Below are 13072 nucleotides of genomic sequence, written 5' to 3'. Positions count from 1 at the left end.
GGTGGGGGGTGTTCGCGGTGGGGGGGGGGCCCCGGGGGGGCGCGGCGCGGGGGGGGGGGGGGGGGGGGGGCGGGGGCGGGGGGGGGGGGCGCGGCCCCCCCCCCCCCCCGGGGGGGGGGGGGGGGCGCCCCCCCCCCCCCCCCCACGCCGCAGCGAGGCGATGGTCTTGTCGGACAATCCGGCCAGCTCAGCCAGCCGCCGGTTCGACCATTCCGGAAAATCCGCGAGCATCCGTCCGGCTGCGGCTTTGCGGTCCGCAAGCGACAACGGGAGTCCGCGAGCGCTGTTGAGTTCGATCGCGAGCACGAACGCTTCCTGCGGTGCGCCATCGAAGAAGATGACATCGATCGACACCGCCTTCCGTCGGCGGGCGACCACCAGACGGTGGACGCCGTCGATCACCTCCATCGTCGCGCGGTGCACCACGATCGGCGGCAATGGACCGGGCAGCTGCGCCAGCACGCCGAGGTGCCGGGAACTCACCCCACCGACCCGGATGGTCCCCGAAATACGAATTCGCTCGACACCGACTGCGACAACCTTTTCCGAAAGTCCCTTGCGCTGACTTTTCTCGACACCCATCTTCTTCTCCAGCACCTGTTCGAAGACTGTCGTATGCGCGGAAGATCAACTCCGGAGTTAATGCCGTAACGACCTGCCGGAGAAGCTGTGTGTATTATCCTTATGCCGGAAGATCCTCCAGTTTAATGTGTCGTTACTCTGCCCTGGGGCGATGGCACCTGTTCGACGACCTTCGATGCACGCACTTTTGGAGCGTGTATCGCCCGCCGCCCGACGCTTGGCACGTTATGGCGGATGTGCTCGCAGAACATCCGCCAGATCGAGCAGAAACATCCGCACCTTCGGCTGCGGACCGCAATCTCGGTACAGAATTGGGGAAGCCAACCGCGTTCGAGACGAGATTTGATGGGAGTCGCTCTGAACATCGGGTCAGCGGCTCTGTGGCAGATACGGAAAGCCGTAGCTCTGTAATGTTCCTGTAACGAAATGTTCCTCGCAGAGAAACGATCGCTCGCACGGACATCAACCCACGCGGTGGTGCACCCCACACAATGCGGATATTCCCGTACCGATTGGCGGATGTTCCCCGCGAGCAGCCGTCCTAAATTCACCGTCAGCCGGAATCGGTACGGTCCGGCGCGACCGACAACGACACAGTATGAGGGAAGTCGGCGTCGCGGACTCGGGCCCACCCGCCCGCGGCAGATTTCTGCCGGGATTGCCGCGCAGTGTGGAATAGGAATTACATGGAAGTTGTCGCGCGTGAGGCGATACCCGAAATCACATCCGTGGTCGTCGACGGCACGGTCCATGACATAGGCCTGCTCAAGGATTTCCATCGGAATCCCGCACTGCGGAAATTCGTCCCCGAATTCTCCCGGCTGTCACTGAGTTGGGTCCGGCTGCAGCCGGGTGAAGAGCTGTCTGTGCACCAGCACCCGACCAAGAGCATGATCGTCATCGCGGAAGGAACCGGCCGGACGCTGGGCGATATCAGTGCCGAGATCCACGCCGGGGATATCGTCGTGGTGCCTTCGGGCGCACGGCACGGCTTCATCGGCACCCCGCCGACCGGGTTCTGGGCGTTGTCGATCCAATTCGAAGGCGCGGGCTTGTACGAGAATCCGGACGATCCGCGGGTGTCGTTCGCGGGCGACCGCCCGGATATCGCGGCCGTGCGCGCCGGAAACGATGCGCATTTGCGGACCTTCGAGAACAATGCGCTGGTGCGCCTGATCAGCGAGATCGGCGCGCACCCGCCGCAGGTGCGTGACCGCCTGCTGGACCATCTGCAGGGCTGGTCGGACGCATTCCAACGGGTGATCGCCGCCCGGGTGGTCGGCGAGGGTGACGGCCCTGGGCGTGCACTCGCGGACGAACATCTCGGTGAGGAGATCGGGCACAACCGACTTTTGGCGCGCTTGCGTGACAACCGCCCGGCCAGCTGGGACCCGGTGATTGCCGCGATCTCCTCCTGGTTCCTCGACCGCATGACCTCGGCATCCAGTGTGGAGCGCTCGGTCCTGTCGCATCTGGTGCTCGAAGGCAGCGGGCTGGTCTTCCACGCCGCCGGGCTGTCGTCGTTCCCGGACAGCCGGTATTTCCAGCTGCACGACGGTGCGGACGCCGAACACATGGACATGGGCTATCGGGTCTTGGCCGAGCAACGGGACTGGACTCCCGACGAGGTCGGCGAGATGTTGCGAAAAGGATGGCAGATGATGGAGTTGCTGGGCGAACGGATCGCCGAGTGCGCACAGCGCGCGGCTCTGGTCGGCCATGCCTGATACCCACTACGAATTGCGCAGCCGGTTCGAGGAGCGCGAACTCCGCGTGCTCGCGGCGGTATTCGGCCGGGATAAGGCGACCCTGTCCGAGCTGATGCATCCGGATGGCTTCGGATTCGACGCCACGATGGGCCTGGTGCGGCAACGGGATCTCATCGACGCCCTCGATGCGCTCGACCATGGCGCAGGTTTCATGGTCGACGAGCTTCGGGTCGTGCCGGCTGGTGGGAACGTCGCGGCATTGACCTATCGCCTGCGGCAATGGGGCGAATTCGACGGCAAACCGCTGCCGGGAGTCGTGTACTGCAGCAGCGTGTGGCGCCTCGAACAGGGTCGTTGGCAGGCGGTGTTTCATCACGAAACGCCACGGGCGCCTGGCGATAGCGAACAGGGCGAGTCAACATGACCCGCTCCCTCGTGCATGGTTCGGCAGGATGGGTCAGCACCGAGCAGCCCTGCGCCGACACTCGACCGTGGCGGCAGGCGGCATGCCAGCTCTATGAGACGCCGAATCTCGTTGTTCCGCTGGGAGAGATCCTGCACTGGCGGGCCGTGGTCGAGGCACTGGGCATCGAATCGACGGCCGACGCCACGCTGCTCACCGGCGGCTATTTCTACCGCCCGCATACGTCCGCTCCCAGCGAGTCCGAACTCGACGCCGCCCGTCACGAGGCCGCCGCCGGTGGCGCCCGATGGTTGCTGTACCCGGTGGTTCGCGATGACGACGCCGGCCAGGTGCTGGCTCGGCACGACTTCGTCGACCTGCCGTGGTTCATCGAAGCGGAGTTCGTCGCCGCCGACGACATCGATCACGATCTGCGAAAGCTACTGGGCGGGACACGTTTTCGGGAACTGCGCCGATTGGTCCGACGCGCGGACGAGCAGTTCGAGTGGGACGTGGTGACCGGTTCGGCGATCGACGAGGACATTCTGATGGCCTTCGATCGGCTGCACCGGATGAATCTGGCGAAGTACGGGCACACCCGCAATCACTTCGCCCTACCGATCCTGCGCAACCTCGCCAAATCTTCACTCGGCGAACGGATGTGCGTATTCCTGCACCGCCGCCGCGACGGTACACCTGTACAGGCCGTGCTCGCGCTGCACCATCCCGAGTCGAATACCGTGGAAGCCTTGGTCCAAGGCATCGATCATGCGGCACTGCCGGCGGCGCAGAATCTGTATGCCACGGCGCTGTATCGGATTTATCACTGGGGTTCGGCGCACGGCGTCAACCGGTTCAACCTCGGCCGTGGTGCGCAGCTGACGAAGCTGAAGCTGGGCGCGAACCGCTTCCATGTGGTCAGCAACCACATCGGATCCGTTGCTGGAACACCGACAAGGGAATTCGACGCGGTGCGCGCGGCGGCGCAGGCCTCGATCGGCACGGCCGTCGCCGTGCTGCGCGCCGCCATCGATCGCCACGGCGTGCGCACCGTGCTGTTGGCGCAAGGAAGCGTTGGTGAGGCACGGGTATGAGTGGATTGACCACTGCGGGCCGGGTCGGCGCTGTCTGGATGGACGGGGCGCTGGTAGACCCCGCCGCGGCGCATCTGCCGGTGCTGAGCTTCGGTCTGCACAATGCGGCCTGCGTCTTCGAGGGGATCCGGAGTTTCGGCGGCCGCCCCTTCGCGCTGTCGGCCCATGTGAACCGCCTGCGCACTTCGGCCGAGGCGATCGGGATCGCACTGCCCTGGGACTCGACGGAGATAGCGGACGCGATCGAAACCGCCGTCGCTGCTGCCGACTTCGCGGAGGCGTATATCCGGCCCGTGGTCTGGCGTGGGGACGAAGTGATCGGCATCGATCCGACCGGCACCACCGTGCATCTCGCCATCGCTGTGCTGGCATGGCCGAAGCAGGCGCTGGACGACGGAAAACCGCTGCGGCTCGGCCTGTCTCGATGGACCCGGCCGACCCCCACCATGGCGCCGGTGCAGGCGAAGACCTCGGCGAATTACCTCGTCGGATCACTGGCGCTGGCCGAAGCCCGGGCCGGCGGATTCGACGACGCGCTGCTGCTCGATCATACGGGCGGGATCGCCGAAACCACGGGTTCCAATATCTTTCTCGTGCACCGAGGTGAACTGCTAACGCCGCCGGCGCACACGTTCCTCAACGGAATCACCCGGCAAACCGTGCTCCGGCTGGCCGCACGGAACGGCATCGTGACGCGCGAGATTCGGCTGACCCCGAACGATCTGGTGATCGCCGACGAGGTGTTCGTGACCGGAACCGCGGTCGGCGTACGTTCGGTCGGCTGGTTCCGCGACACTGCCTTTCACGCCGACGGCATCCTCACCCGGATGCTGGCGAATGCCTACACCCAACTGGTCGGTGCCGAGCAGGGGGAGGAGTCGCCATGTACGGCATCGGCATAGTCGGCACCGGAATATCCGCGCTGCATCTGGCCCTGCAACTCCAGCAGCGCGGCATCTCGACCACGCTCTATGCCGACAAGAGCCCCGAACAGATCCGGGCGGGGCGGCTGCCCAACAACGTCTGCCGGTTCGGCCGGACCAGGGCCCGCGAGCAGACGCTCGGCGTCGATCATTGGAACTTTCCCGACTTCGGCATGAATTGCGCGCACGTGCGCGTACACACCGATCCGCCGATCGCCTTCTGCGGGAACCTTTCCCACCAGGCCAGTTACGTCGACTTCCGCCTCTACCTGCCACGGCTGCTGGCCGACTATCAGGAACGCGGCGGCACGATCGTGCCGGTTCCGGACCCAGAGGTGGCGGTGTCCCGTTCCGCGTCCGAACACGGCTCGACGGTGGTTGCCACCGGCCACCGGAGCGTGGATTCCCTGTTTCCACGTATCGCATCCCGCTCCGCCGAGCATCCAGCTCGACTGATCCTCGCCGGGCTGTTCCACGGTGTGGCGCATACGGATCCGCTGGGTATGCATTTCGAGATCGTGCCCGGAGCCGGCGAGATCTTCCAGACACCGGTGCACTCCGTGGCCGGCCGGGTTGCCGGTATCACCTTCGAGGCCATCTGCGACGGCCCGTGGGCGAACCGCCTGCGCCCGCGGTACTACGACGACCCGTCGGGGTGCGCGCGGGTGGTATTAGAGCTACTACGCGAGGTCGATTCCGAGATTCTCGGACGCCTTGATACTCGTAGGTTCGCCCTCACTCGCCCGCTGGATCTGCTGCAAGGGGCGATCACACCGACGGTCCGCAGGCCCTGGACCCGATTGGGCACCCACCGCTTCGCGATCGCGGTCGGTGATGCCGCGGTACTCAATGATCCGGTCACCGGGCAGGGAGCAAACCTCGCCGTGGCCGCGGCGTGGGAACTCGGCCGGATGATCGACGCCGACACCATATTCGACGAGCAGTTCTGTCATCGATGGGAGGAGCGGCTCTTGGACCTTGCCCGTGATGTCACCGAATGGACGGGATCGGCGCTCGGTCCACCACCGGACCATGTCATCGATGTGCTCCGGGCGGCCGCGGACAGCCAGGACCTCGCCGATGCGTTCCTCGACAACTTCGATGACCCGGCAGCGATGTGGAGTTCGCTGGCCACGGCGCAGCAGGCGGCCGCGTTCATCCGCCGAAAGCCCCCGGGCATCACCCAGCGCGCCGCGGATCTCATGATCGTCGAGCGGGAGCGGCGCCTGCTCGAGCTGCTCGGTCACGCGGATTCCGGCGATTTGCTCGCTCCCGACGCACTGCTGGTCACGGCGCAGGGATGCCACACCCTGGACACCTGGCCGGGTGACCGATCCGCACCCGACATACCAGCCAGCGTGACCGAGGCAACGGTTTTGCCACTGAGCGACATCACACAGCTGATCACCTATCGGCACCGCACGCTGTACTGCTCGACGCTGTGGCATCGCGAACACGACAACTGGGCGGCAGTAGTTCACCACCGCTCTCCCGCACCCGTGGAGGCCCCATGACCGTCCGTGCGGCCGAACTGACCGCATTCTTCCGGGGCCGCATCGTCGATCCGACCCACCCGGCCTACAACGACAGGCGACGGATATGGAAGGGGCTGAGTCGGTATCCCGCCCTCATCGCCGACTGCGCCGACGCCACCGATGTCCGCTGCGTCGTCGACTTCGCCGCCGGCGCCGGCATCCCGCTCGCGGTCGTGGGCGCCGGTCACGATGTGGCGGCCCGGTCGATGCCTGACAATGCGCTCGTCGCATCCACCGGGGCTATGTCGGGCATCAGTATCGACCCGGACCGCCGCCTCGCCCGGGTCGGGGCCGGAGTGCGCTGGGGCAGTCTCGTCTCCGCGGCGGCCCGCTATGGGCTGGCCACCACCGGCGCCTCGGTCGCGACCGTCGGCGTCGCCGGATTCGCCCTGCACGGCGGTCTCGGCTGGTTGATGCGCCGCTACGGGACCGCGTGCGACAACGTCCAGGCCGTGCAGATGGTGACCGCCGACGGACGACTGCGCACCGTCGACACCGACACCGAGCCCGATCTGTTCTGGGCGGTGCGCGGAGCCGGATCGAATTTCGGCGTGGTGACCGCGCTGACGTTGCGGCTACATCCGGTCGACCGAGTAGTGGCCGGTGTCATGCTCTACCCGGCCGCGAAGGCCCGCGCCGTCCTGCAGGCCTATCGCGAGATCACCGCCCGCGCCGGTGACGAACTGGTCACCCACTTCTACTACTCCGGTAACCCGGACGGCAGCCACAGCGCCGGAATCGGGTTGTGCCACAGTGGAGCCGCGGACGCCATGGCAAACATCCTGGCACCGCTCGCGCCGCTCGGAATCCCACAGCACGACTCCGTGCGGGATATGGGGACCGCGGAGTTGCAGGTGGTTCATGACAGCAGCACACCACCCGGCGCTCGCTACCACCTGCGCGGACACTATCTGTCCGAGCTGAGCGACCAGGTCATCGACGTGATCGTCGAGCAGTGCCGCACGCTCAGTGCCCCGTTTACCCAGATCTTCCTGGAACACCTGGGCGGTGCCGTGGGGCGAGTACCCGAGCGCGACACCGCATTCGGCGGACGTACCGCTCGTTATTCGTTTCTCGTCGTCAACGGCTGGGATGCCGCACAGGACGATCTCGCGCAGGTGGCGTGGACCCGGGCGTTCGGTGCCGCCGTCGCACCACACGCGGCGCCCGGCGCCTATGTCAACTACCTCGACGACGATGAGGACCATCGCATTCCCGGTGCGTACGGTGCCGCATATCCGCGCTTGCGGTCGCTGAAGCGAATCTACGATCCCGCCAACATGTTCCGCTTCAATCGCAATATCCCCCCGGAGGCCGGTCAATGAGGCTCGAGCAGAAAGTCGCCATCGTTACCGGGGCGTCCCGCGGCATCGGGGCGGCCACCGCGGTGGAATTGGCCGGACGCGGTGCCACCGTCATCGTGAATTATCAGTCCGAAAAATATCGGGATGAGGCCGAAACCGTCACCGCCGCCATCGAATCCAGTGGTGGATCCGCCTACCTAGTGCAGGCCGACCTACGGGATGCCGACCAGCGCCGACAGCTGGTCGACACGGCGGCACGGCACACCGGCCGACTGGACATCCTGGTGAACAACGCGGGAGTTTATCGACGCGGGCTGACCGAGGACATCGACGCCGACCATCTCGCCGAGCATTTCGAAACCAATGTCGAGGGCGGCATCCTCACCACCGTGGTCGCGGCCGAGCACTTGAGCGACGGCGGTCGAATCGTCTACGTCTCCTCCGGCCTGGCCCGCCGCATCGCGGCGACCAGTACCGCATACGCCGCCAGCAAGGCGGCCGTCGAAGCAGCGACCCGCTGCCAGTCCGCCGAATTCGGTTCGCGCGGTATAACCGTGAACGCCGTCGCCCCAGGCATCGTCGACACCGCGATGTTGGCCGACATCCTTACTACGCCGGAACGTGCGGCGCTGATCGCGGCGACAGCCCTCGGCCGCATCGGCCGGCCTCGTGACATCGCCAAGGTAATCGCCTTCCTCGCCTCCGACGATGCCGGATGGATCACCGGACAGGTGATCGACGTCGACGGCGGCCTGCAGTGAGCGGTGGTTCGACACGACCTGCACGAAACCTGGGCACCGCTGTGGAGTCATGTCGCGAGTTCCTATCCGTCGCGCGTTCCGATGGTGCGTTGCAGCAGGATGAAGGCGAGTAGTAGGACGCCGATGAAGATCTTGGTCCACCATGAACTCAGGGTGCCCTCGAAGCTGATGATGGTCTGGATTACGCCGAGGGTCAGTACGCCGAGTACCGAGCCGAGGACGAATCCGGAGCCGCCGGTGAGCAGGGTGCCGCCGATGACGACCGCGGCGATGGCGTCGAGTTCCATGCCGACGGCGTGCAGGCTCCAGCCGGACAGGGTGTAGAGGGTGAACAGGATGCCCGCGAGTGCCGAGCAGAAGCCGCTGATCGCGTAAACGGCGACCTTGGTCCTGGCCACCGGTAGGCCCATCATGAGCGCCGACTGTTCGTTGCCGCCGATCGCATACGCGGTACGACCCAGCCGGGTGTAATGCAGGACGACGAAGGCCGCGGCGACGATCACCAGCGCGACGATCATGCCCACCGTCAGGAATACGTCCCCGCCGAGCCGGAATCGCCGCTGCGCCAGGTCGGTGTACACCGGGTCGGTGATCGTGATCGAATCCGTACTGATGACATAGGCCAGCCCGCGCGCGAGGAACATGCCGGCCAGCGTCACGATGAACGGCTGGATCTCGAAGTAGTGGATTACCGCGCCCATCGCGGCCCCGAAGAGCGTGCCGCCGACCAACATCAGCGGCATGACCAGCAGCGGCGGCCACCCGTGCACGGTTACCAGCCACGCCGAGACCACCGTGGACAGAGCCAGCACCGCACCGACGGACAGGTCGATGCCGCCGGTGAGAATCACGAAGGTCGTTCCGACGGCCAGGACGAGCAGAAAGGCGTTGTCTATGAACAGGTTCACGAAAACCTGTGGGTAGCCGAATGCCGGATAACGGATCACTCCGACGCCGTAGATGACGGCGAACAATGCCGCGGTGGCCAGTACCGGGATGTACCGGCTGCGGTGTCCGCGAATCGTTGCTCGGCGCAATACAGGGGCCTTGGCCGCGGTCGCGGTCAGCGCGTTCATACGGTCGCCTCCGTTGATGTCGATGGGATGCCGACAGATTGGCCGCGACGGCGAAATACCTTGGCGCGGAACGCCGGTGACTGAACCAGGCATACCGCGATCACCACGACCGCTTTGGAAACCAGCGTCGTCTCCGGTGGCACCCCGACGGTGTAGATCGTAGTGGTGAGCGTCTGGATCACCAGCGCCCCGAGAACGGTGCCGCCGAGCTGAAATCGCCCACCGGTCAATGCGGTACCACCGATGACGACCGCGAGAATCGCATCGAGTTCGATCCACAAGCCGGCGTTATTGCCGTCGGCCGCAGAGACATTCGAGCTGATCATCAGTCCCGCGATGGCCGCACAGCAGGCGCAGACCGCGTATACGGCGACGATCAGACCACCGGCCCGGATGCCGACCAGACGCGCCGCCTCGGCATTGCCGCCCACCGATTCCAGCAGCAGCCCGAGCGCACTGCGCCGCAATAAAACCGCGAGGCCGGTGAACACCGCGGCCGCGACCAGGACGGGCACCGGCAGGCCGAGCAGATAGCCGCCGCCGATCACCTTGTACGGCGGACTGTTGATCGTGATGATCTGGCCCGATGTAATCAACTGTGCGACACCACGTCCGGCGACCATCAGGATCAAGGTCGCCACGATCGGCTGAATCCCGAAGCGCGCCACCAACACTCCGTTCCATAATCCCAGCACTACCGCCACGCCGAGCGCGATCAGCACGGCGACGGCAACCCCAACGGCATCGGCCTGGTCCGGCATATTGCTGATGTGCAGACAGGCCAGCGCACCCGCGATCGCCACGACCGTGCCGACCGATAGGTCGATGCCGCGCGTCGCGATGACCAGCGTCATGCCGAGCGAGATCAGCACCAGTGGCGCCCCGTAGCGCAGGATATCGATCAGGCTGCCGTAGAGGTGCCCGTCCTGGATGCGGATCGAGAGGAATCCGGGCGTGAACGCGACGTTGACGATCAGCAGTGCGATGAGCGCAGCCGCTGGCCAGAACAGATGGTTTCGGAAGATCGTCATGAAATGGCCCCGCTCGCAATGGTTTCGGTGAGTCGGTCCATGGTCAGGGTGGCATCGTTGACCAGTTCGGCGACCAACCGCCGATCGCGCAGGATCGCCACCTTGTGACTGAGCCGCAGCACTTCCTCGAGTTCGGCGGAGATGAACAGCACCGACATGCCCTCCTCGGACAGCGAGATGACCAGCCGCTGGATTTCCGCCTTGGCACCGATATCGATACCCCGGGTCGGCTCGTCGAGGATCAGCAGTTTCGGCCGGGTGGCCAGCCAGCGGGCCAGCAGCACCTTCTGCTGGTTGCCGCCGCTGAGGAATTTCACCGGCGTATCCGGATCGGCGGGGACGATCCGCAGTGACGTGATGTATCCGGCGACGAGTTCGTCGCGCTTGCGCGCCGACAGCGGCCGGGCCCAGCCGCGCGCCGCCTGGACCGCGAGCACGATATTGTCGCGCACTGACAGGTCCAGGATCAGGCCCTGGGATTTACGGTCTTCGGGGCAGAAGGCGATCCGATGGTCGATCGCGGCGCGCGGCGAGCGCAACGCCGTCGGTGTGCCAGCGACGCGGAGATTCCCGGTGGACGCGCGGTCGGCGCCGAACAGTAGTCGCGCCACCTCGGTGCGGCCGGAGCCGAGCAACCCGGCCAACCCGACCACCTCGCCATCACGGACAGTGAGATCGAACGGCGCGACGGAATTGCGTCGGCCGCCGATCCCCGAGGCCTGCAGCAGCGGATCGTGGCGCGCCACCACCGCGGGATCCGGCTTCTCGTGCTCGATCTCGTAGAGTGTGCGCAACGCCGTGCCGAGCATGTGCGCGATGAGATCTTTTTGGCTCAGTTGTGCCACCGGATATTCGCCGACCAGGGTGCCGTTGCGCAGTACCGTGGCCCGGTCGCAGATCTCGAAGATCTGATCGAGGAAGTGGGTGACGAATCCGATCGCCACGCCTTCGGCGGCGAGTCGGCGCATCACCGCGAACAGCTGCTCGACCTCACCGGTGTCGAGCGAAGATGTCGGCTCGTCCAGGATGAGAACCTTGGCGTCCAGATCGACGGCCCGCGCGATGGCGATCAGCTGCTGCACCGCGAGCGAATACGAGCCGAGCGGGGCAGCCACATCGATGTTCAGATGCAGTCTGTCCAGCAGCCGGGCGGCATCGCGACGCATCGCGGCGAATCGGATGAGACCGGCCCGTCGCGGTTCCCGTCCGATGTAGATGTTCTCCGCGACCGACAGATTCGGGCACAGATTCACCTCTTGATAGACGGTGCTCACCCCGGCCCGCAGCGCCTGTTGCGGGCCGGTGAAACGCACTGGGCGACCGTCGAGTTCGATGGTTCCGGCATCGGCGTCGTGAATTCCGGTGAGCACCTTGATGAGGGTGGATTTGCCCGCACCGTTCTCACCGACCAGCGCGTGTATTTCACCGGGGAACAGCCGCAGGCCCACCTCGGACAATGCGGTGACCCCGGCGAAACGCTTGACGATGCCCGACATCCGAAGTGCCGGTGTGGCAGTGGGTTCCGACATGCACTCGCTCCGGCTCAGTATGTCCGGGTTGGCAGCGCGGCGGCGGCCTGGTCCTGGGTGTAGACGCCTTCATCGGTGACGATCCGCTTGGGCGTCGGGCGCCCCGCCACGACATCCTTGGTGATGTCCATCAGCTTCGGGCCGAGCAGCGGATTGCATTCGACGACCACGTTGATCTTGCCGTCGGCCATGGCCTGGAAGGCATCGCGCGTGCCATCGATCGAGATGATCTTGATGTCCTTACCCGGCTTCAACCCGGCCTCCTCGATCGCCTGAATCGCGCCGAGCGCCATATCGTCGTTGTGCGCATACAGCACGTTGATATCCCGATGCGCGGCCAGGAATGCCTGCATGACCTCTTTGCCCTTGGCGCGGGTGAATTCCGCGGTCTGCGATGCGATGATCTTGAACTTCGGGTCGGCGCCGATAACCTCCTGGAAACCCTTCTTCCGATCGGTCGCGGGCGCGGATCCGGTGGTGCCCTGCAACTCCGCGATATTCACGGTGTCAGTCGAATTCTTGGTCGCGTCCACGAGCCAATTCGCCGCCCTGCGGCCTTCTTCGACGAAATCCGAGCCGAGGAAGGTCACATACAGCGAGGTATCGGCCGAGTCGACCGCGCGGTCGGTGAGGATCACCGGAATCTTGGCGTCCTTGGCCTCCTTCAGGACGGTGTCCCATCCGGATGCGACGACCGGGGAGAAGGCGATGACGTCCACACGCTGCTGGATGAAGGTGCGGATCGCCTTGATCTGGTTTTCCTGTTTCTGTTGGGCGTCGGCGAATTTCAGCTGGATGCCAGCCGCGGCCGCGGCGTCCTGGATGGATTTCGTATTCGCGGTGCGCCAACCACTTTCGGCGCCTACCTGGGAGAACCCGAGTACGGTTTGGTCGCTTCCCGAGCTGCCGCAGCCGACGGCGGTTGCTGCGGTGATAACAAGTGCGCTGGCGGTGATCAGAAGCCTCTTCAACACGATCAGGCTCTCCCTTGCATTGTGAAACGTGTTGCACCGAGGTGCGGTAGTCCTGATAGTGTTAGCGCTCACATTCTTCTAGTCAAGAGCTCTGGCGTCCGTAATCTGGTGGCGACTACCGGATATCGGTTGCCGTGGTCGGCGCGGCAGT

12 protein-coding genes are annotated in these 13072 nt (G+C 65.5%); 7 read left to right on the top strand and 5 right to left on the bottom strand.

Annotated features, from left to right (window positions below):
- On the bottom strand, positions 1-582 hold a 582-nt coding region (locus ACIBG0_RS33280), incomplete at its 3' end, for a ParB N-terminal domain-containing protein (RefSeq protein ID WP_397038036.1).
- Positions 583-1268: 686 nt separating this feature from the next.
- Between ACIBG0_RS33280 and ACIBG0_RS33275 the strand changes: the two genes are divergently transcribed.
- From ACIBG0_RS33275 to ACIBG0_RS33245, 7 genes are read left to right on the top strand one after another with little or no spacing between them, the layout of a single operon-like run.
- Entirely contained in the window at positions 1269-2309 is a 1041-nt protein-coding gene (locus ACIBG0_RS33275; protein ID WP_397038028.1) for a cupin domain-containing protein, read from the top strand.
- Positions 2302-2715, top strand: coding sequence for a nuclear transport factor 2 family protein (locus ACIBG0_RS33270; RefSeq protein WP_327096687.1), 414 nt, complete (start codon positions 2302-2304; stop codon positions 2713-2715). The genes ACIBG0_RS33275 and ACIBG0_RS33270 overlap by 8 nt, the downstream gene beginning before the upstream one ends.
- Complete coding sequence (locus tag ACIBG0_RS33265) at positions 2712-3788, top strand: GNAT family N-acetyltransferase (RefSeq protein WP_397038026.1); 1077 nt, start codon at positions 2712-2714, stop codon at positions 3786-3788. The genes ACIBG0_RS33270 and ACIBG0_RS33265 overlap by 4 nt, the downstream gene beginning before the upstream one ends.
- Positions 3785-4690 (top strand): aminotransferase class IV, encoded by a 906-nt coding sequence (locus ACIBG0_RS33260; protein WP_397038024.1) that lies wholly within the window; start codon positions 3785-3787, stop codon positions 4688-4690. The genes ACIBG0_RS33265 and ACIBG0_RS33260 overlap by 4 nt, the downstream gene beginning before the upstream one ends.
- Positions 4672-6225, top strand: coding sequence for a styrene monooxygenase/indole monooxygenase family protein (locus ACIBG0_RS33255; RefSeq protein ID WP_397038023.1), 1554 nt, complete (start codon positions 4672-4674; stop codon positions 6223-6225). The genes ACIBG0_RS33260 and ACIBG0_RS33255 overlap by 19 nt, the downstream gene beginning before the upstream one ends.
- Positions 6222-7571 (top strand): FAD-binding oxidoreductase, encoded by a 1350-nt coding sequence (locus ACIBG0_RS33250; RefSeq protein ID WP_397038021.1) that lies wholly within the window; start codon positions 6222-6224, stop codon positions 7569-7571. Before ACIBG0_RS33255 ends, ACIBG0_RS33250 begins: the two co-directional genes overlap by 4 nt.
- Positions 7568-8311 carry an SDR family NAD(P)-dependent oxidoreductase gene (locus ACIBG0_RS33245; protein WP_397038019.1) on the top strand — a complete coding sequence of 248 codons (744 nt, stop codon included), beginning with the start codon at positions 7568-7570 and terminating at the stop codon, positions 8309-8311. Before ACIBG0_RS33250 ends, ACIBG0_RS33245 begins: the two co-directional genes overlap by 4 nt.
- Before the next feature lie 62 nt (positions 8312-8373).
- On the opposite strand, the gene yjfF is transcribed toward ACIBG0_RS33245, so the two are convergent.
- Genes yjfF through ACIBG0_RS33225 form a run of 4 tightly spaced genes read right to left on the bottom strand, consistent with a single transcriptional unit; the run spans position 8374 to position 12921 of the window.
- The gene (gene yjfF / locus ACIBG0_RS33240) at positions 8374-9387 is read right to left on the bottom strand and encodes a galactofuranose ABC transporter, permease protein YjfF (protein WP_327096693.1); all 1014 of its coding nucleotides are present in this window, start codon (positions 9385-9387) and stop codon (positions 8374-8376) included.
- Positions 9384-10418 (bottom strand): ABC transporter permease, encoded by a 1035-nt coding sequence (locus ACIBG0_RS33235; protein ID WP_397038016.1) that lies wholly within the window; start codon positions 10416-10418, stop codon positions 9384-9386. The genes yjfF and ACIBG0_RS33235 overlap by 4 nt, the downstream gene beginning before the upstream one ends.
- Complete coding sequence (locus ACIBG0_RS33230) at positions 10415-11947, bottom strand: sugar ABC transporter ATP-binding protein (protein ID WP_397038014.1); 1533 nt, start codon at positions 11945-11947, stop codon at positions 10415-10417. Before ACIBG0_RS33230 ends, ACIBG0_RS33235 begins: the two co-directional genes overlap by 4 nt.
- 14 nt (positions 11948-11961) lie before the next feature.
- On the bottom strand, positions 11962-12921 hold the full coding sequence (locus tag ACIBG0_RS33225) for an ABC transporter substrate-binding protein (protein WP_397038013.1): 960 nt from the start codon (positions 12919-12921) through the stop codon (positions 11962-11964).
- Between the last annotated feature and the right edge of the window lie 151 nt (positions 12922-13072).

Origin of the sequence: Nocardia sp. NPDC050630 (genome assembly GCF_044457245.1) — a bacterium.
Lineage (GTDB): Bacteria > Actinomycetota > Actinomycetes > Mycobacteriales > Mycobacteriaceae > Nocardia.
This window is presented reverse-complemented; position numbering and strand designations above follow the sequence as displayed.